The organism is Mangrovimonas sp. TPBH4, from assembly GCF_001280505.1.
Lineage (GTDB): Bacteria > Bacteroidota > Bacteroidia > Flavobacteriales > Flavobacteriaceae > Mangrovimonas_A.
Map to the genome: position 1 here is coordinate 1 of NZ_LBIO01000031.1, position 22,161 is coordinate 22,161.

The following is a 22,161-nucleotide window of genomic DNA, read 5'->3' on the forward strand; positions in this document are numbered from 1 at the left end:
TGTCGGAGGTCACCCCGTCATAGGCATAACCGATACGAAGGTTCGGCGTGATGCCGAAGTTCACCAATCCCGAGAACGAATCGTCCAATCGGTACGAGGCCCCGATCTCGAAGCGGTCGTAGAACAGTGCGTTCACGTTCACGTCAAACGAGGTCGGCGCAGAAAAGGCCGACTTCACCATGAACGAGGGCTTCAGCTTCGTGTTGTCAGATACCTCGAACACGTAGCCCCCCGTCAAAAAGTAGTGGCTCACCTCTGAGCCCAATTCGTAGCCATCGGCATCAAGGTGCACCGAGTTCAGCATGTTGGGCACGGAAAAGCCTACATAGTAGTGCTCCGTGTAGTAGAACACTCCCGCACCGATGTTCGGCGTCACACTGTTGATGTTCTCAGAGAAGAACGGGTCGTTCTCATCGATCACGGACACATCGTCCAATAAACCGATGTCGTGGAACGTGGCCCCGGCCTTGATCCCAAAGGCCAGGCGGTGCTCACCGCCAAGCTTTAGGGTATACGAGAAATCGGCATAGACGTTGTTCTCCATAACCGGACCGATCTGATCGTTGATGAACGACAGCCCAAGCCCCATATTGCTCCCGATGGGCGCGTGGCCAAAGAAGGTCCCCGTGCGTGGCGCCCCGTCGATGCCGCTCCACTGCCAGCGGTAAAGCACCCCCAGGCTAAGCGCCTCCTTCGAACCCGCATACGCCGGGTTCACTACGTTCATGTTGTACATGTACTGCGTGTACTGTGGGTCCTGTTGTGCGTACAGCTGTACGCACATCAATAGGACCATTGCCATATATATTCTTTTCATATGTCGCTTTTAGTTTTTCTTGGTTGCTTTTATTTGTTGATATAGACCCATCCACAGTGCGTCTCTCCCTCTCCGTATTCCATGGTATAGAAGTACGTCCCGACAGGAAGGTCCTCGCCATCATTGGTCTGGCCGTACCAGTCGTTGGTATAGTTGTTCTTAGAATATACCAAGGTACCATAGCGGTTATAGATCTCGATCTTGTGGACCTGGAAGTTGCTAAGCTCGAAATAGTCGTTCAAACCGTCGCCGTTTGGCGAAATTCCCTGAGGGATTTCGCAAACCACCTCTCCCAAAGTTTGTTCTACTATGGCGCTACATCCTGTTTCATTGAAAACCACTTCTATCTCATAAGTACCTTCAACATAAACAGGTAAAGTCAATCCGTTTTCACCTTCAATCAATCCGCCATCTTGGTACCAGTTGATGGACACTTCGTCTTCAGAATAATTTTCAGGGGTTGCCTCAATTGTCACAGGGGAGTTTGAACCAGTACAAACCACATAATCAAAATCTTCAGTAAATGTAGTTACTGGAGAGGTTCCTATGGTCAGCATAAAACTATTGGTTACATAACAATCTGGTAAACCAACAGTTTCAACACGTACCCAAACCGTTTCGTTTCCAGAACTCGTATAAGGAGATCCAAGTGGATTTACAGCAGCCATGGCATCCTGCTCAGAAGCATAATAAGTCACTGTATAGGCTGCCATATCCTGACCGTCCAGGATATATGTGCCGTGTGCATCCAAGTCGTATTCTGCTACTCCGTCACCATCATTATCACATTCCAACAAATCAACACTAGTAGCCGTATGTGTTGGCGCAGTAATAATTAGATCGAAACTATCGAAAGATGCACAACCTGTTTCTGCACTAACAACACGCACCCATATTGTTTGAGGTGAAGACACATTAGAATAAGAAGACATCAATGCATTCGTATCTTCCATAGCATCCTGTTCCGCCAAGTGATAAGATACTGTATAAAGAGACGCATCTAAATCTCCAAGCACAGCAGTATCATTTTCAGAAAGGTCAAATACAGCGGATTGAGTGGCCGAACATACCTCAAGATCCATCGGTTCAGAAATTGCCGGACCTGGTATATATTCCACAAAAATAGTATCATCTTCTGTACATGACGGAGAGAAAATAACTTGAGCACTATACTCTCCTCCTTCGGTAATTTCCAAAGTAGATCCAGTTTCTCCCTCAACTACAAACCCATCTTTATACCATACGTGGTCCACTTCATCAGCACCAGTATTCAAAATGATTGGTTCTCCCGCACAAAGCGCATTACCGTTTTCCATAGTAATATCAATACCCAAATCGAAATCTCCTAGATCAAAACTACCTGCTTTAAGGAATACAGCAGAATCCAAAGCTGAATCCCCTTCATCGGCCATCACCAATTTGATATGGTAAGTCTCCCCAACATTTACTTCTGAGAATGCTGTAAATTCAACCGTTCTACCGTCATAAATCATTGGAGGCAAGTTATCCGGCGTATACCCACCAAAATACTGCTCATTCATAGGTCCACATGCCGTATTTTGAGGGTGAATATTGGTTACCAAAATAGGTGTGGATGTACCGGGCAATACGGCCAAGTTCGTAGTCACCCCAAATTCATCCGTCAATAGGAAGGCAAAGGCATCAGAATAATTACACTCGAAAGACCCTCCGTTGTACTCTTCAGAAGCCATGATAAAGTCAAAACTGATCTCATCGGCGAATGGCACGAAATCGAACTCAATAACAGTAGCGTTGTAAGTATTACCATCAACAAATTCCTCCAGATCGGTATCTCCCGGCCAACTCCAACTTCCAGAAGAGGCTGTGGTAGATACATTAGGTCCATCTGCCAACGACGCATCTCCAGAAACCAACATGATTCCATCATCGAATGGGAAGCCAGGACTTTCTGTGTAGAAATAGGCAATACCATTTACAGAATCATAATCAGTTCCTGTAGAATAAGTAATGTTCGAGATCTGCGCACACTCGTTAGAAATCAAAATATCAGTCACTAATTCTTCAACAGTATAGGTTTCTTGATCGGTAATGATATTCCCTGGTGCGACTTTAACACAAATATCAAAATTAGTCACTATGGCAACCTCTCCAAACGAGTATACGCGTACATAATAGGTGTTCCCTACGGTCAAGCCATCCACTACATTAACATTATCATCGGTACAAAACAGCTCTGTAAGAGTGCCATCACAGGTTCCTTCATATACACTGAAATCAAGGTTCAAGTTTCCGTCTGTAATATTGAAAAGCGATACTACCTGTGCCTCTGAAGTAGCCACAAAGGTAAACCATACATCATCATTTGGCTGGCCATTACAAGCGGGCACTGCCACAGTAGATGGGGTTGCTCCGGCAACTGTACCCGATGCAAATAAAGTACACTCGTCCAATTCATTTACTTCAACTGCAATGGCATCACATGGCTCATCATTTACAGGAGGACAGGCCAACATATTAAAGGTTGGGCTATAAATATCACATGTACTATCATCAGTATTAATCACTGCAATTTCTACTTCGGTATTGAAAGGGAACGGCCCTATCTGATAGGTTCCAAGAGCCTCTGCAGTAACAGTATTGTCATCATAATCACTTGAAATGGTCAATGATGTTGCATCTCCCATACTAGTTATATCAACATTTACCAAAAACTGCTCACCGTTTTCACAGTCATTAACCATTTCATAAGTAGCTTGGGGATTGATACAGGTAGCACAAGCCACGGTAATATCCAATGATTCAAATGACGTCCAAGTACTTTGACAGCTTGTTAGTCCATTAGATTCTACCCAAAATGAAATGGTATCTCCCGTAGATTGGTAACTTACTCCGGTAAGGTCACCGTCATCATCAAACCCGATGAATTCATCTGGAGTCAACTCAGTTCCATCGGTATCATAAACGTGGAAATAATCACCAACCACATACAATTCCCCTGCATTGACATCGAAATTTAAAGGTGTTCCATCATTACTAGTAAAAGTAAAAACGTTTGTATCATTGTTACCATAACAATACACTAGGTTAATAGGCTCTCCATCTGGACAGTCCAAATAGTTATCCAAGCAGAACGGTTGGGTAACAAGATCCCCTGATAAGGTACATAAGGCATCATTATCATTGGCAATTGTAAAAGATACTTCTGTTTCATTGGCATAAGGACCAAAAGTGTAGATTCCTGTTTCCGTTACCACTTGCACATCACTTCCTTGATTATCTGTAATGGTATAAGACGTAGCCGATCCCATATCAGAAAGATCCACTTCTACATTAAATTGAGGACCATTGATACAGTCTGAAACAGGTGCATAAGACCAAGTTGGCAGATCACAAGTAGCACAGGTCACCGTATAATCAAGTTCCGTCTGACTTCCAGAAGCACAACTATTAAATCCATCACTGGCTATCCAAAAAGAGATAGTATCTCCTGAGGATTGCCATATCAATCCAGATAAATCGCCATTATTCCCGTAGTAATCTGTTGGGGTCAATTCGGTACCATCGGTATCGTAAACATGTAGTTCATCCCAGTTATTTTCAACTGTTCCTGAATTGAAATTCAAGAACAATGACGACCCATCATTACTAGTAAAAGTAAAGGTGTTTTGGTCGTTATTCTCATAACAGTAAGTCGTGTTTAAAGGTCCTTCTGAACAATCTATATAGTTGTCCAAACAGAACTCTTGGGTTACTGTTGGTCCCGTAAGGATACAGTTAACATCATCATCATTTTCAATAGTCAAGGCAATATCTGAAGTGTTCTCATAAGGCCCGATAGTATAGATACCGATATCTGTCACTGTTTCAGATACGATACCTTGGTCATCTGAAATGGTATAGGAAGTACCTGTTCCCATATCTGTTAAATCCACTTCAATATTGAACTGAGGCCCATTGATACAGTCTGAAACTACTTCATAGGACCACTGTGGGTTGGTACAGGTAGCACAAGCTACAGTAAGTTCAATAGGCTCGTAGCTTGATGAACTTTGACAACTTCCGTACCCATTGGAATTTACCGTAAAAGAAATAGTGTCTCCAGAGGATTGGTACACTCCAGATAAATCACCTGTAGTATTGGCTTCCGTAAGTTCAGAAGTTCCATCGGTATCATATACGATAAAATAATCCAAATTGTTCTGAACAGAACCTCCATTGACGGTCATAGTCAATGGCGTACCATCGGTACTGGTATAGGTAAAAATGATGTCATTATTATTCCCATAACAAAACGTTGTACTTACTGGTCCTACTGTACAATCAACAATGTTATCAACACAATATGGCTGTGTGATTGCTCCACTATCAATGATACAGTTGGCATCATCAACATTCTCAACTGTAATAATTACATCCGTAGTATTGTCATAAGGTCCAAATGAATAGACTCCCAAATCAGAAACTGTTTGAGAAGCACTCCCTTGGTCATCGGTAAGTAGCAAACTAGTTGCAGACCCCAAATTGGTAACATCTGCCTCAATAAAGAATTGCGGTCCATTTGCACAATCACTCACCACTTCAAAAGCCACTTGGTGATCAACGCAGGTATTTTCTGTAATATTTAAAGTATAGCCAACACTTTGTGGTGCTGCCCAAGTGGAGATTACGATATAATAGGTTGTCCCTTCAGAAACTATCAGGTTGTCGATAGTTAAATCGGCTATAGATGAAAAGTTTGAATCTCCTCCAATACAAGCCGTCCCAATATCTTCACAATCTGTATAGATAAACATCCCAGCATAATTAGCCGTTAGTCCCGTTAGTTCAATATCAATAGAAGTGTCCTCAGTTGGTGTATAGGCATATACCACATCATCGCCATTTAGAAAACTCGCCGTAGCACCGCAATCCGCACCTGGAGTCCCAGAATAATCATCCAAATAATTAGAGGTATTATCTACAGTAGTATAAGGTAGCGTAGAAACTTGAATTGGATTACTACAAGTTTCCCCCACATTGTTCACATGGTAGGTCAATGGCCCTACCCAAAAACTTTCATCGGATCCACAAACAGCTCTTACATAAAAATCGTAATCGGCTCCCAAAATCAAATCAGTTGCTTGATAGGTATTTGTGCTACTTGCAATTCCAGAATCTGTATTTGTTGGCGCAGTACCTCCAACTTCTTGGTTAATTACCTCCCAGGCCGTGGCTGACCCACCTTCCCAAGTAAAATCAGCAGTTGCCAAAGTTATATCAACAGTTACATTACCAGGGTTAGGACAGGATTGTGTAATTCCTCCCAAAATAATATTCGGAATGGTATTATCAATATTGTTGGCTGATGGAGGAGAAGCAGGATCAGGATCTGCAATAGAAGTAAAATGTGAAATAGTCCTGTTAGTTGCTACCTCAGTATTATGAAAATCATCATTCCAAGCATCATAGTTTGTTTGATTGTCTTCCACTGCGATAATTAAATTATCTGTACCAGTATAATCAAAAGGGGTATCCAAAGTAATCTGAACCCAACCTGGTGTTCCGGCAGAAACAGTTATACCACCGGAATATACTTCGGTAAAAGCCTCTATCGGCTCCCAATCTGTAGTAGAACTATAGGAAGTCCTGGTGGATTCCGCCATGTAAATGACCAATTCCTGGCTATTAGGTAAACCTGTACTCCCACTATAATACCATTGTATATCGGTAATAGATCCAGAGGCATTGATCTCCGATGCCAAATACACGGTCTGTGAATACGAATATCCAAAATAAGGATCAAAAGGTGCATTTTCAGTTTCCATATTCCCAGTTCCAATTGTTACTTGGGCATCTAACTGGTTAAAAACTGAAAATAGCACAAAAAATATTAGTAGTTTTTTCATTGCAATTTTTGTTGATTAAAAATTTTGCTGATTAGTTCACCTCAGGTCCACCGCTTACGATGATGAACTCCGATCTACGGTTCAGCTGGTGCTGCTCCTCACTGCAGTTGCCTCCACAGTCCACCTTAGGCTCGGTCTCCCCTTTGCCCTCTCCGGTGATACGGCTCTTGTCGATGCCCTTCGAGATCACGTACTGTGCCGTTGACTTCGCACGTCTGTCCGATAGTGACATGTTGTAGGCGTCAGAGCCTCTGCTGTCCGTATGTGAGGTTGCCAAGATCACCATCTCCGGGTACTTGGTCATTACCTGTACCAGTTTGTCAAGTTCGAAGGCAGACTGTGCCGTGATGTTCGATTTATCAAAGTCGAAGTAGATTGGGTTAAGCACAACCTGGTCCGCTACGATCAGCTCCTCGATAGGTGCCAGCTCAACAGATTCCCTTACTTCCTTCTCAAGGCTTCCTTCTATGGACACTCTCTTCCCAATGTGGTCCGCAGAGGTCACTCCAAGTTCCGTATCCGTCTCGCACAATATGCTGAAGCTTACCATACCCTGTGCATCGGAAACAGCACTGCCAAGTTCCTCTCCGTTGGCTGCGTACAATGTGGCCATGGCCCCTACGATCGCCTCTTTGCTCTTCTCATCTACAATCTTAACCAACAGCTGCGTATCGCATGGCTCCTCTACCTTTCTAACACGGTAGATATCATCATTGCCCTTCCCGCCTGCGCGGTTCGAGGACACATAGCCCATACCCGTTGCATCGTCATAGCTAAGGGCAAAATCGTCACCGCTGCTGTTCACAGGTACCCCCATGTTGTCAACTCCGGACATGTCCGCCTTCGCCTGGAACATATCAAGCCCACCTAGGCCCAAGTGCCCGTTCGAGGCAAAATAAAGCTCGCCGTTGCTCCCTGCAAAAGGGAACACCTCATGGCCCTCCGTGTTGATCTTCGACCCAAGGTTCTCCGGTTCTCCAAGACTGCCATCGGTATTGATGCTTGCCTTGTAAAGGTCAAAGCCACCCATACCTCCCGGCATGTTCGAGGCAAAGTACAGGGTCTTCCCGTCTGCGCTCACCGCTGGGTCCTTCACCGAGTAGCTGTCGCTGTTGATCGCGAAGCCCTCTGCAGGTCCCCATTTGTTCTCTCCCTTATTGGAGCGGAACAGGTGGATCACACTGATCTTCGTGCGGTCCTCCTTCTCGTATACCTTCTCGAAGAAGCTCTCACGTGAAAAGTACATCGTATTGCCGTCCGGTGTAAAGGACAGCGTACCCTCATGGTACTTTGTGTTGATCTCCTTGCCCAACAGCTCCCCTTCCGTGAAGCTGCCGTCCTCTCCCTTGGCGAATCTGTAGATGTCAAGGAACGGCTCCCCGTTCCAGCCATAGGTCTTGCGGCTCGTGTTGCGGGCGGAGACTACGTAAAGCTCCCCGTCCTTCTCTACGGCCCCGAACTCAGAGTACTGTGTGTTCAGTGCCATGTCCTCCACCTCGAAGCGCTTGCGCGTAGACTTGATCGCCTCGATATAGTCCGGTGCAGAGCGGTAGGCCTTGGCGCGCTCGTCGCCAGGTGCCAGGGAGGCAAACTTCGCCATCTGTGCGTTGGACTCGCTGTACTTACCGTTGGCCTTCAGCATCTGGGCATATCTATAGACCATCTCAGGGTCCTGGTTGCCGGCCTCGATGGCCTTCGCGTACCAGCCTTCGGCCGCCTCCGTGTTGTAGATGTTGTAGTTGGCCTCTGCCAGCTGCGTGTAGACATAGGCATCGCCCTTGCCCTTCTCAACCAGCTTCCCATAGGCCTCCGCCGCCTCTACGTACTCAAAGCGCCCGTAAAGGTCGTCTGCCTTCTTTGTATCCTTGTTCTGTGCGGTCATGCTCATGCCGCCCATCATCGCTATTGCTATATATGTATGTATGTTCTTCATCTCTTTTTGCTTGTCCGGTTAGAAATATCTTGGTGAGCGTGACACTTTCTGCGTGAAGTTCAGGTCCCAAAGCAGCATGATCTCGTGAGACGAGGATGCGTACTTCCCGATGTCCGAGGTCACCCCGTCATAGGCATAGCCGATGCGAAGGTTCGGCGTGATCCCGAAGTTCACCAATCCCGAGAACGAATCGTCCAGACGGTACGAGGCACCGATCTCGAAGCGGTCATAGAACAGCGCGTTTACGTTCACGTCGAAAGAGGTCGGCGCAGAAAAGGCCGACTTCACCATGAACGAGGGCTTCAGCTTCGTGTTGTCAGATACCTCGAACACATAGCCCCCTGTCAAAAAGTAGTGGCTCACCTCTGAGCCAAGCTCGTAGCCATCGGCATCAAGGTGCACCGAGTTCAGCATGTTGGGCACGGAAAAGCCTACATAGTAGTGCTCCGTGTAGTAGAACACTCCCGCACCGATGTTCGGCGTCACACTGTTGATGTTCTCAGAGAAGAATGGGTCGTTCTCATCGATCACGGACACATCGTCCAATAGGCCGATGTCGTGGAAGGTCGCCCCGGCCTTGATCCCGAAGGCAAGGCGGTGTTCGCCGCCAAGCTTTAGGGTATACGAGAAATCGGCATAGACGTTGTTCTCCATAACCGGACCGATCTGGTCGTTGATGAACGACAGCCCAAGTCCCATATTGCTCCCGATGGGCGCGTGGCCGAAGAAGGTACCCGTACGTGGCGCACCATCGATGCCGCTCCACTGCCAGCGGTAGAGCACCCCTAGGCTAAGAGCCTCCTTCGAACCCGCATACGCCGGGTTCACTACGTTCATGTTGTACATGTACTGCGTGTACTGTGGGTCCTGTTGTGCGTACAGCTGTACGCACATCAATAGGACCATTGCCATATATATTCTTTTCATATGTCTCTTTTAGTTTTTCTTGGTTGCTTTTATTTGTTGATATAGACCCATCCACAGTGCGTCTCTCCCTCTCCGTATTCCATGGTGTAGAAGTACGTCCCGACAGGAAGGTCCTCGCCATCGTTGGTCTGGCCGTACCAATCGTTGGTATAGTTGTTCTTCGAATACACCAAGGTTCCGTAGCGGTTATAGATCTCGATCTTGTGGACCTGGAAGTTGCTAAGCTCGAAATAGTCGTTCAAACCGTCGCCGTTTGGAGAGATTCCCTGGGGGATTTCGCAGTTCACCAATTCTATATATACATTGTTCTCAGACTTACATCCAGTAGCTTCAATTTCCGCCTCAGCGTAATACGTACCAATCCCTGACACTTGATAGGTTGTACTGTTTGCCAACAATAACTCATCTGTATCGGCACTGTACCAGTTCACAATTACACCTTCTGGAACGCTTACCGAAAGGGTTACATTTCCACCACAAGCAGTGTCCTCACCATTATTAATTGGCATTTCTGGGTAGATTATAGAAGTAGATACTGCAGTTCTTGTTTCCGACACACAACCTGTAATAGGATCGATAGTTTCCGCGTAATAAGTTCCCTCTTCCGTAGCTTCATAAGTTGTACTACTTTCCAACAAAAGGTCACCTCCAACTTCAGCATCGTACCAGTTTACTTCTAAACCTTCAGATACAGAAACAGAAAGGATCGCATTATTATTGGTACAGCTAAAATCCACATCACCATCGCTTAAAGGAGCATCTGGAAGGCTTACACTAACGACTACCTCTGCTCTAACTTCAGAAACGCAACCAGCATCACTAATGGCTTCCGCATAATATGTTCCTGGTGAAGAAACTTCAAAAACAGCACTATCAGACAATAACAAAGCACCCCCTGTAGGAGCGTCATACCAATTGACTTGCACCCCTGCTTCTACATCCACTGAAATTTCAGCAGAATTGGTCATACAATTAAATTCTACATCCTCACCAGTAATTGTAGGCAATGGATTTACAACAGCATCAAAACTATCTGTAAATACTACAACACCACAGTTGTCTAAAACGGTCACCAAATATGTAGTATTCTCAGTTGGTGTAAATACAGGATTAGGAATGCTAATATCACTAACACCTGTAGATGGCTGCCATTCATAACCAATTCCATTTTCATAGGTAGCATCTACTGTTTCAATACTTTCTCCAATACAAATTTCTTGATCCGCCAAGGCCAAGGTATTAGCAAAAGACACATACTTAAAACAAATTTGCTGTAGATTGTAATACCCTCCAGTAGAACCTGCAAAACCAAAAAACACTTCAGAAGCACCTCCAAATACAGTATTAATAATATCGCCACTATATACAATTCGTTCACTACAATCAAAAAACACCGTAAAGGTTTGCGTGGCAGCTACCCATTCAATTTTCACTTCATGGTATAAACCGTCCTCCACATTAATTGAAGTAGCCGATATATCTACAGGTCCAACAAGGTTATCGATTGAACTATGATGTGCATTTCCACCACGCATTAATGACATATGGTCTATACCACCTGGGGGATCGGCTCTATTTCCATTGGTCCAAGTATCAAACTCAACAGCCAAGGATTGTGTGATCCCTTCATACCCCAAACCACCTCCTGAGTTTCCTATTTCTGGAGTGGAAGTTGTTTTCATAACAAACGCCATACCATCGGCACCATCGGCATCGTTATCTCCAAAATTGGCATCAAAAATAATTTTAAAATCAGCATTCAAATCTATAGGGTTATCGTACCACACAGAACCACTTTGCGCTGTTACAGCATCAGTTACTCGATAACAATCATCCCCAAGAGAAACAGCATCACCATAAAAAACGGGCACTAATTGTGCAGACATCTTCAAGGAAAGACACAAAAAGACAGATAAGAGAATAAGTTTCCTCATAAAAAAAGTATAATTAGTAATTAAAATGAGCCCGTTAAATTAAGGCAAACCCAATATTTGGGGAAATATCACTTACCTTTTAACCTTCAAATAACATTCAAAACATATAGAAACTCTTGGACAGCATTTTTCCGAGACTTATGCAGCGTTTCCTACCTTTAAATCCTTAATTTCGTCCATACATTCATTTCAATTTCATAATGAACCTTTTAAAGCGTTACCCCAAAACCTCTGCCATTATATTTTTTCTCTTTTTAGCATACTATTTCTGCCTTCCAAGGGAGCTTTTCAAGGATCCAACAACGACTGTAATCACCGACTCAAAAAATGAGCTTTTAGGAGCATTAATTGCTGAAGACGGCCAATGGCGCTTTCCTCAGACGGATAGTATTCCAAAAAAATTCAAGGACTGTATCCTACAGTTTGAAGATGAATATTTTTACCGACACCCAGGGTTTAACCCTATATCCATTTTTAAAGCTATTCGCGACAACCTATCCTCGGAAGGGATTAAACGCGGAGGGAGCACCCTAACCCAACAGGTTATAAGGCTTTCCCGAAAAGGCAAACCACGAACTTATTTTGAAAAAGGCATCGAACTTATTTTGGCCACCAGATTGGAATTGCGCCATAGCAAAGAGACTATTTTAAATCTTTACGCCAGTCATGCCCCTTTTGGAGGAAACGTAGTGGGGCTTGATGCCGCTTCGTGGAGGTATTTCAATAGAAACCCGTTTGAATTGTCATGGGCCGAAAGTGCCACCTTGGCCGTGCTGCCAAACGCTCCAAGTTTGATTTACCCAGGAAAAAACCAAGAGCGACTCCTCGAAAAGCGTAACCGACTGCTCAAAAAATTATTGGACAACCAAATCATAGATTCTCTTACGTATCAGCTTTCTGTTTTGGAAGACCTTCCCCAAAAGCCCTACCCACTCCCTCAAGCAGCTCCTCATTTACTCCAAAAAATAGCCAAAGAGCATTCTGGAAAGCGTATTCAAACAAGCATTGACTCCAAATTACAACACCAAACTAATAACATTGTAAGACAGCATTACAACCAACTCAGTCAAAATGAAATTTACAATATTGCCGTATTGGTCATGGATGTTAAAACCCGAAAAGTCCTCACTTATGTAGGCAACACACCTACTGACCGCGCTCATCAAAAAGATGTGGATGTTATTGACAAACCAAGGAGTACCGGTAGTATTTTAAAACCTTTTTTATATGCCGCCATGCTCGATACCGGAGACATGCTGCCCAATACTTTGGTAGCTGACGTACCCACTCAATTTGGAAGTTACAATCCAGAAAACTATAACAAAACTTACGACGGTGCCGTTCCCGCAAGCAAAGCCTTGGCCAAATCATTGAATGTACCTTCGGTAAGAATGCTTCAGGAATTTGGCTTGGACAGATTTCATCATTATCTAAAATCATTACACCTCAAAGACCTCACCCATGAAGCCAACCATTATGGCCTTTCCCTTATTTTAGGAGGCGCCGAAAGCAACCTTTGGGACCTATGTAAAAGTTATGCAGCCCTCTCATCAACCTTAAATCACTTTTCAGAAAGCTCCAGCGAATACTATACAAACGAATTTTGCGAACCTACTTTTTTAGCTAACAAAACGGCTGATTTTGGATCAAAAGTAAAAGAGAAAACCTTGTATGATGCCGCTTCCATTTATTTAACTTTTGAAAGTTTAAAAACCGTGAACCGCCCTGAAGGAAATGAACATTGGGAGTTTTTTGATGGCTCCAAAGAAATTGCTTGGAAAACCGGTACAAGTTTTGGCTTTAGGGATGCTTGGGCCATCGGGACTACCCAAGATTATGTAGTGGGTGTTTGGGTAGGTAACGCCGATGGAGAAGGTCGACCTGGTTTGGTAGGCGTACAGGCTGCGGCACCCATCCTTTTTGAGGTCTTCGACTTATTACCCAACAGCGATTGGTTTGCCAAACCCTTTGATGAGATGCAGGAAATTAAGGTTTGTGCAGCAAGTGGCTATAGAGCAGCCCTTAACTGCCCAAACCCACAAGATAATTTTGTGCAATTAACAGGTATCAAAACAGAACCTTGCCCTTACCACATTTTAGTTCATTTGAATAAAGACAGAACGTTTCAAGTAAATTCCTCCTGTGAAGACACCAACCAGATGCTTCACGAATCTTGGTTTGTCCTGCCTCCTTTGATGGCCTATTATTACAAAACGAAACACCCTTTTTACAAGTCCCTACCGCCATTTAAACCTAATTGTTCGGGAGAACAGGAAGCGAATATGCAATTCATCTATCCAAAGGAAAACAACACTGTTTTTCTACCCAAAGATTTTGACGGAACCACCAATGAACTCATCCTCCAAATTGCACATTCCAAACCAGAAGCAACAGTATTTTGGTATTTGGACCAAACCTTTATTGGACAAACCGAAACCCTCCATGAAATGGCCATTTTACCTGATACCGGAGAACACCTTATTACCGTTATGGATGAATTCGGCAATCAAAACCAACGAAAAATCACAATTTCAAATTAAACCATAATCTACTCCCATTTATAAATTGCTTACATTTGTTGAACCAATTATTTAAATACATACAATGTACAGTACAATCAAATTTCTGCATTCATATTGGGCCTATCTGGTTCTCATTATTTTAATTTTAGCAACCTTTAATGCGTTGATGAAATTTTTTAGTGACAAAGAATTCTCTGCAAAAGATTTTAGAATCTCTTTGTTTACACTTATCGTGACCCATATTCAATTATTGTTGGGACTTATTTTATACTTTGTCTCTCCCAACGGATTACAAACCATAAAAATGAACGGTATGGGAGGTTTGAACAGCCTATCTAGACTTATGGCCGTTGAACATCCATTTGTAGCCATTTTGGCGGTAACCTTTATCACCATTGGTTACTCGAAACACAAAAAGAAATTGACATCGAAACCAAAATTCAAGTCTTTAGCTATTTTTTATTCTTTAGGATTGATATTGATTCTCTCCAGAATCCCTTGGAGCAACTGGTTATAAAAATTAAAAAGGCGTCAATTTTCATTGGCGCCTTTTTTTATTCAGCTACTTCTTTGATCAAATAGATATATACAGGAAAGTGATCGCTAAATCCATCGGTAAAACCTCCATCCGCAAAACTCCGCAACGGATAACCTTTATACCGACCATATTTATTGGTCAAATAGTTTTTATTGAAAATACCCGCTTTGTAAAACCTAAACGACGAATAATCCTTTTCAATTAAAGGTTTGGTCATCAATATTTGATCGAACAAACTCCAGGCATCACGGTAGGCAGTTGTTCCCAATCCCTCCTTTTTGAACAAATCTTCATATGGATTGTAAATTCCTTTCAACTGCACATCCTCACGATTGGCTTTGGCATTCAACACCTTTTTCACACTGGCATTGGTAGGATCGTCATTCAAATCGCCCATCGTAATGATCTTTGCATAGGGATCTATAGATTGTAAAGAATCAATCATATGCTTATTCAATTTGGCTGCGGCAACTCGTTTTGGCCTACTCTTGGCCTCCCCTCCACGTCTGGAAGGCCAGTGGTTTACAATAATATGAATTAATTCCCCTTCCAATTCCCCAGACACCAACAATTGATCTCGGGTGTAAATCCGCTTCTGACTCTCATCATCATAAATTTTCAATTCATAAGAAGCATTATGAAGCGGTCTAAATACATCCTTTTGATAAAGCAGAGCCACATCAATCCCCCGTGCATCGGGCGAATCAAAGTGTACAATTCCGTAGTCCTTGCCCAACAACAAGGGATCATTAACCAAATCCTCCAAAACTTGACGATTTTCCACTTCTGAAACCCCAATTATTACAGGAGAATTATTAGACATATCCGTACCTATTTCGGAAATCACTCTGGCCATATTATGCACCTTTTTCATATATACCTCCTTGATATCAGTTTTCATTTCCAAAATTGGGCTTGCCTCATCAAACTTTACTGGGTCATTGATGGTATCGAAGAGGTTTTCCAGATTATAAAAAGCAACGGTATGGATTTTAAATTTCTTCTTTTCCTGAGCCCTTACGACCAAAGAAGCACTTAAAAACAGTAAAAACAACCAGTAATTTAAAGTTTTCATTTAGTGAACGTTATATTTTGATTAATATCTAACAGTTTCAAATCCAAATTTATTTATTTCTTATAAATAATGTATTTTAGTTAGCTTCAAATAACTATTACTTAACAAACAAGAGCATTTTAACACTAACCATAAGTATGAAAAGAAAACTACTTGCCCTCATAGTTACTATTTGTTCTCCTATTTTATTGAATGCCCAACAAACCCTCGTTAAAGGAAGCGTAAAAGACGCAGCCACATTTGAACCCATCCCCGGCGTAATAGTTACTATTGAATCCAGCCAGCAAACTACACAAACCGATGCTCTTGGATTCTTTGAATTCTCTGAAAACATCCCTTTGGGAGAACAAGTCCTTAAAATTGAAAAAACAGGTTACATCACCAAGCGCTACCCTATAATAGTTCAGACCAACCAGACGGTGAATATCACCGACATGACCATGGCTATTGATGTCTCCGATTCTGCCGATCTATTTACTATCACCCTTTCTGATGACGAATTAAATGATGACACCAGTGCTTCTGATAACATTTCTGGCTTGTTACAGTCTTCACAGGATGTATTTCAACGTACGGCTGCTTTTGAGTTCAGTTCCTCTTTTTTTAAGGTAAGAGGTTTGGATTCGGAGAATGGCTCGGTATTGATTAACGGGATCGAAATGAACAAACTTTTCAACGGCAGGCCACAATGGAGTAATTGGGGCGGACTAAATGACGTGGTCCGCAACCAAGAACTCACAACAGGCCTAGCACCTTCCAACTATACATTTGGAGGCATTTTAGGAACTAACAATATTAATACAAGAGCTTCGAGCTATAGAAGAGGTGGTCGTGTGACCTATTCATCTTCCAACAGAAGTTATACCCATCGAGTAATGGCCACATACGCCTCAGGATTGGTAAAAGGCGATTGGGCCTATGCCATATCTGTAGGCAGACGCTGGGGAAATGAAGGCTATCAGGATGCCACATTTTACGATGCCAATTCCATATTGGCTTCTGTTGAAAAGAAAATCAACGACAAGCACAGTCTAAACTTCACCTCCATTTATGCCCCGAATAGACGAGGAAAATCATCCCCAAACACTCAGGAAGTTTACGATTTAAAAGACATTAGATATAACGAATATTGGGGGTATCACGATGGAGAAAAACGCAACTCGCGGATCAAGGAAGTGGTAGAGCCCATCCTTATGTTGAATCATTATTGGGACATTAGCGACAAAACCAAATTGAATACCAACATTGCTTACCAATTTGGGAAATTAGGAAATAGTAGATTGGATTATTCGGGTGGCGCCAATCCAAGCCCAACCTATTACCAGCTCTTACCAAGTTATGCCTTAGCAGACCCTGATGGTCCAGACTACGACACCGCCTACCAATTGGAACAAAATTTCTTGAATAATGGTCAAATAGACTGGAATCGAATTTACGATGCCAACCTTACCAACAATATCACAGGCACCCCAAACGCTTATGTGCTGTATGAAGACCATAGCGACGACCAACAACTTACAGTGAACTCCATTTTCTCTTCCGAGATTTCAGAGAACATTTTACTGAATGCCCGTATCGACTACAAAAATTTAAAATCGGAAAACTTTGCAGAAATTATGGATCTCTTGGGAGGATCCGGATATTTAAACTTGGACAGTTTTGACAATTTTCAGTATGACCTTCAAAACCCTGATAGAATTGTGGGCGAAGGCGGAAAAATTCGCTACAACTACAACCTTTTGGCCTCTGTGGTTTCGGGATATGCCCAAGCACTGTTCAAATACAATAAAATAGATTTCTACCTCTCTGGAAGTTTAAGCACCACCACATACCAACGAGAAGGCCTTTGGCAACATGAACGCTATCAGGATAATTCGCTTGGAAAAGGCGAAAAGCTCACCTTTAATGGCTTTGGAGCCAAAGGTGGATTCACCTATAAAATTACAGGTAAACATTTATTGGATGTTAATGCAGGCTATATCACCAAAGCGCCCTCCTTAAGAAACACCTACTCCAATGCCCGCGAAAATGATGCGGTGGTTCGAGGCATTGAAGAAGAAAAAATTTCCACGGTAGATGCCAGCTACATCTTTAGATCACCAATCATTAAGGCACGTCTTACAGCCTTCTATACCAAGATTGAAGACGCCAACGAAATCTCGTTTTATTATGCCGATGGTATCAGCAGTTTTGAAATTGAAGACAATGACTCTTCTGCCTTTGTTCAGGAAATCCTTCAGGGAATTGACAAAAAGCATCTCGGCACCGAAATTGGCATCGAAGCTCAAGTCACCCCAACCATTAAACTTAAGGGAGTTGCATCCATAGGGCAATACACTTACGACAACAACCCTAATTTGTACTTAACATCTTCCAGTTTCACCAATGAAAACGGTATTGATTTTGGTCAATCCAACCTAAAAAATTATAAAATAGCAGGAGGCCCACAAAAAGCCTATTCCATAGGATTTGAATATAGAGATCCCGATTATTGGTGGGTAGGGGTCACTTCCAACTTTTTTACAAACACCTACGTAGATATCAGTCCATTGACAAGAACCCGCAATTTTTATTTGGACAGCGACGGCCTTCCATTCAATGATTACGACCCCGAAATTGCCAAAGAACTGTTGAAACAAGAACGATTTGACGACTATATGGTAGTAAACCTTATTGGAGGTAAATCGTGGAAAATCAATGATTATTACGTTGGCTTTTTTGCTAGCATCAACAACCTTTTAAACAAGACCTATAAAACTGGAGGTTTTGAGCAAGGAAGAAACGCCAATTACCAAGAATTAAAAGAGGACGCTAGCAACGATACACCCGTATTTTCACCCAAATATTGGTATGGTAGAGGTACAACCTATTTTGTAAATGTTTACTTCAGATTTTAAAAAAATTAATTATGAAAAATAAATTAGTAATCCGTACACAAATGAAAAGATACATTAGGCTTTTAACGGTTTTCACCTTCATCACAACAATAACTTCCTGCGTTCAAGATGACGATTTTTCAGTACCAACAAGTCTTGGCAATGAAGAGAACCAGAATCTGCAAACTTTATTGGAAAATGGCACCGAAGTATCCATGGAAACGGTAAAGGCCATGTATCAAGAAGGAGAAGTCATCGAACAAATTACTTCCGATATTTATGTAAAAGGCTACGTAACTTCATCCGACTTTACCGGAAACTTTTATAAAGAATTCTTTATTCAAGACGCTCCAGATAACCCTACCAACGCCCTAAAAGTAATCTTGAACAGGGTAGATTCCTATAATCAATTCAATCCAGGAAGAGAAGTTTACATCAATCTAAAAGGCTTATATATTGGTGAAGAACGTGTAGGCAATGGTGTCACAACCATTGGGGGCAAAACAGAAACCGATCAATACGGGACCACTGTGGTAGCCCTTACTGAAAACCAAATCAAGACTAATTTATTGCGCTCCCAAAACACCACTACCATTAGCCCTAAAGCAATGACCTTTTCCCAAATATCCGATGACAATATTGGAATGCTCATTAGTGTTGACAATGTAGAATTTGAAGACAACCTAGAAGGAGCCACCTATTTTGACCCTATCGAAGATTACGATACACAAAGAACCCTTCAAACCTGTGATGGTTTTGGTTATGTCACCTTTCCTCTAGAGACTAGTTCATTTGCCAATTTCAAAGACGACCTATTACCCACAGGAAACGGTTTAATAACAGCAATTGTAAACAAAACTTTTGACGGAAGTACCTTGGTATTGACCTTAAACAATACTGAAGATGTTAACCTTAACAATATGCGTTGTTCACTTCTGGACCCTTCAGATTTTACAGTAATTTTTGAAGAAGACTTTCAAACGGCTATCAACAACACCAACTTTGATTTTGAAGGATGGACCAATTTCAACGAAGAAGGCAATTATAAATGGAGAGAAAAAACCTATTCTGGAAATGGCTATATTGAATTTAGCACCTACAATTCCGGAAGCCCTGTTAATATTGCTTGGGTTGTCACTCCAGCATTCGACATGGATGCTCAGGACAATGAATTTTTAAACTTCAAAACAGCACAACATCATTTGGATTCTCCTGGAAACACTATAGAACTATTTGTTTCTACCAACTACAATGGCACCGATGTGCTTGCTGCCACTTGGGAACCTATAAGTGCCAATTTTGCCTCGCAATCAGATGACTGGTATGATTTTGTGGATTCCGGGTTAATTGATCTTTCTTCCTATTCCGGAACCTTACACGTAGCCTTTAAAGTGGTAGGATCTGGAACAGATACCACCTTGGATGGCGCCTATCAAATTGATGATTTATCCATCATTGCGTCAAACTAAACAAAACTATATCTATCTTTCGGCCGACTTTTAAGTCGGCTTTTTTTTGTTTAAAACCTAACGCATATGACTTTCTTCGACGCACTATTTTATAGCGCCTTTAACCACATAAAAACAAAACACAAAACCAAGGCAACCCGCATCAGCACCATCTATCTAACTATCGTGCAATGCTCCTTTCTACTATTCTTAGGAGTTTTCTTTTCAGAATTTTTAAATCAAATGCGAGTAAACACCATGTCATCCTATAAAGCTTGGACATTGTTTGGTATTTTGGCCATCATTCTTTATTTCAAAAATTGGATCCAATACAGCGGAAAGAAAAGACGTGTAAAAAATGCTAAAGTGATTCATAACAAAATACCGCAATACAGCATCTGGATACTTTGTTTACTCCCTATTGGAGTTCTATTTGTATCCATACTTTTACTAAAGGTTTTATAAAAAAAAGCCCCATCATTTCTGACGGGGCTCAATTAACACTTAGTTATTCAGTTAGGTTAGTTTGCTGTTTTAGGTCCACCGCTCACGATGATGAACTCCGATCTACGGTTCAGCTGGTGCTGCTCCTCGCTGCAGTTTGCTCCGCAGTCCACCTTAGGTTCGGTCTCACCCTTGCCCTCTCCGGTGATGCGGCTCTTGTCGATGCCCTTGGAGATCACGTACTGTGCCGTTGACTTCGCACGTCTGTCCGATAATGACATGTTGTAGGCGTCAGATCCTCGGCTGTCCGTATGAGAAGTCGCCAAGATCACCATCTCCGGGTACTTGGTCATCACCTGTACCAGCTTGTCAAGCTCAAAGGCTCCCTGTGCCGTGATGTTCGATTTGTCAAAGTCGAAGTAGATTGGGTTAAGCACCACCTGATCCTCTACGATAAGCTCCTCGATAGGCGCCAGCTCCACAGATTCCCTTACTTCCTTCTCCAAACTTCCCTCGATAGACACGCGCTTCCCAATGTGGTCCGCAGAAGTCACTCCCAGTTCCGTATCCGTCTCGCACAATATGCTGAAGCTTACCATACCCTGTGCATCGGAAACGGCACTGCCAAGTTCCTCTCCGTTGGCTGCGTACAATGTGGCCATGGCCCCTACGATGGCCTCTTTGCTCTTCTCATCTGTGATCTTAACCAACAATTGTGTATCGCATGGCTCCTCTACCTTTCTAACGCGGTAGATATCGTCGTTGCCCTTCCCGCCTGCGCGGTTCGAGGACACATAGCCCATACCTGTCGCGTCGTCATAGCTAAGGGCAAAGTCGTCACCGCTGCTGTTCACCGGTACCCCCATGTTGTCAACTCCGGACATGTCCGCCTTCGCCTGGAACATATCAAGCCCACCTAGGCCCAAGTGACCGTTCGAGGCAAAATATAGCTCACCGTTGCTCCCTGCAAAAGGGAACACCTCGTGCCCCTCCGTGTTGATCTTCGATCCAAGGTTCTCCGGTTCTCCAAGACTGCCATCGGCATTGATACTTGCCTTGTAAAGGTCAAAACCGCCCATACCCCCCGGCATGTTCGAGGCAAAGTACAGGGTCTTCCCGTCTGCGCTCACCGCTGGGTCCTTCACCGAGTAGCTGTCGCTGTTCATCGCAAAGCCCTCTGCAGGTCCCCATTTGTTGTCGTTCTTATTGGAGCGGAACAGGTGGATCACACTGATCTTCGTGCGGTCCTCCTTCTCGTATACCTTCTCGAAGAAGCTCTCACGTGAAAAGTACATCGTATTGCCGTCCGGTGTAAAGGACAGCGTACCCTCATGGTACTTTGTGTTGATCTCCTTGCCCAACAGCTCACCTTCCGTGAAGCTGCCGTCCTCGCCCTTGGCGAATCTGTAGATGTCAAGGAACGGCTCCCCGTTCCAGCCATAGGTCTTGCGGCTCGTGTTGCGGGCGGAGACCACGTAAAGCTCCCCGTCCTTCTCCACGGCCCCGAACTCAGAGTACTGCGTGTTCAGTGCCATGTCCTCCACCTCGAAGCGCTTGCGAGTAGACTTGATCGCCTCGATATAGTCCGGTGCAGAGCGGTAGGCCTTGGCGCGCTCGTCGCCCGGCGCCAGGGAGGCAAACTTCGCCATCTGTGCGTTCGACGCGCTGTACTTACCGTTGGCCTTCAGCATCTGGGCATATCTATAGACCATCTCAGGGTCCTGGTTGCCGGCCTCGATGGCCTTGGCATACCAGCCCTCGGCCGCCTCCGTGTTGTAGA

Annotated in this window: 12 protein-coding genes; 5 read left to right on the plus strand and 7 right to left on the minus strand. The window is 43.4% G+C overall.

Annotation, left to right across the window (positions count from 1 at the left end; genetic code table 11):
* The 5 genes from ZA05_RS01150 to ZA05_RS01170 form a co-directional block, all read right to left on the minus strand.
* The coding region (locus tag ZA05_RS01150) for a type IX secretion system membrane protein PorP/SprF (protein WP_053990028.1) at positions 1-817 on the minus strand (817 nt) is incomplete at its 3' end.
* Positions 818-846: 29 nt separating this feature from the next.
* The gene (locus ZA05_RS01155) at positions 847-6,684 is read right to left on the minus strand and encodes a choice-of-anchor L domain-containing protein (RefSeq protein WP_053990029.1); all 5,838 of its coding nucleotides are present in this window, start codon (positions 6,682-6,684) and stop codon (positions 847-849) included.
* A gap of 31 nt (positions 6,685-6,715) precedes the next feature.
* A complete protein-coding gene (locus ZA05_RS01160; RefSeq protein ID WP_053990030.1) occupies positions 6,716-8,617 on the minus strand; it encodes an OmpA family protein in 1,902 nt (633 codons plus the stop codon).
* Positions 8,618-8,635: 18 nt separating this feature from the next.
* Positions 8,636-9,544, minus strand: coding sequence for a type IX secretion system membrane protein PorP/SprF (locus tag ZA05_RS01165; RefSeq protein WP_053990031.1), 909 nt, complete (start codon positions 9,542-9,544; stop codon positions 8,636-8,638).
* A 29-nt stretch (positions 9,545-9,573) separates the two neighbouring features.
* Positions 9,574-11,478 (minus strand): gliding motility-associated C-terminal domain-containing protein, encoded by a 1,905-nt coding sequence (locus ZA05_RS01170; protein WP_082333633.1) that lies wholly within the window; start codon positions 11,476-11,478, stop codon positions 9,574-9,576.
* Positions 11,479-11,678: 200 nt separating this feature from the next.
* On the opposite strand from ZA05_RS01170, the gene pbpC reads away from it, so the two are divergent.
* Both pbpC and ZA05_RS01180 read left to right on the plus strand, forming a co-directional pair.
* Positions 11,679-14,018, plus strand: coding sequence for a penicillin-binding protein 1C (gene pbpC / locus ZA05_RS01175; RefSeq protein ID WP_053990033.1), 2,340 nt, complete (start codon positions 11,679-11,681; stop codon positions 14,016-14,018).
* Between the two features lie 64 nt (positions 14,019-14,082).
* Positions 14,083-14,517, plus strand: a complete 435-nt coding sequence (locus ZA05_RS01180; protein WP_053990034.1) for a hypothetical protein — start codon at positions 14,083-14,085, stop codon at positions 14,515-14,517.
* Between the two features lie 37 nt (positions 14,518-14,554).
* On the opposite strand, the gene ZA05_RS01185 is transcribed toward ZA05_RS01180, so the two are convergent.
* Positions 14,555-15,613: an endonuclease gene (locus ZA05_RS01185; protein WP_053990035.1), complete on the minus strand. Its 1,059-nt coding sequence runs from the start codon at positions 15,611-15,613 to the stop codon at positions 14,555-14,557.
* A 137-nt stretch (positions 15,614-15,750) separates the two neighbouring features.
* Between ZA05_RS01185 and ZA05_RS01190 the strand changes: the two genes are divergently transcribed.
* The 3 genes from ZA05_RS01190 (at position 15,751) to ZA05_RS18420 (ending at position 20,402) form a co-directional block, all read left to right on the plus strand.
* Positions 15,751-18,510, plus strand: a complete 2,760-nt coding sequence (locus tag ZA05_RS01190; protein ID WP_053990036.1) for a TonB-dependent receptor — start codon at positions 15,751-15,753, stop codon at positions 18,508-18,510.
* Between the two features lie 11 nt (positions 18,511-18,521).
* Positions 18,522-19,958 (plus strand): DUF5689 domain-containing protein, encoded by a 1,437-nt coding sequence (locus tag ZA05_RS01195; protein ID WP_231632383.1) that lies wholly within the window; start codon positions 18,522-18,524, stop codon positions 19,956-19,958.
* A gap of 66 nt (positions 19,959-20,024) precedes the next feature.
* Positions 20,025-20,402 (plus strand): hypothetical protein, encoded by a 378-nt coding sequence (locus tag ZA05_RS18420; protein WP_053990037.1) that lies wholly within the window; start codon positions 20,025-20,027, stop codon positions 20,400-20,402.
* A 56-nt stretch (positions 20,403-20,458) separates the two neighbouring features.
* On the opposite strand, the gene ZA05_RS01205 is transcribed toward ZA05_RS18420, so the two are convergent.
* Positions 20,459-22,161 (minus strand): OmpA family protein (locus ZA05_RS01205; RefSeq protein ID WP_053990038.1); only part of this gene is annotated, 1,703 nt, incomplete at its 5' end.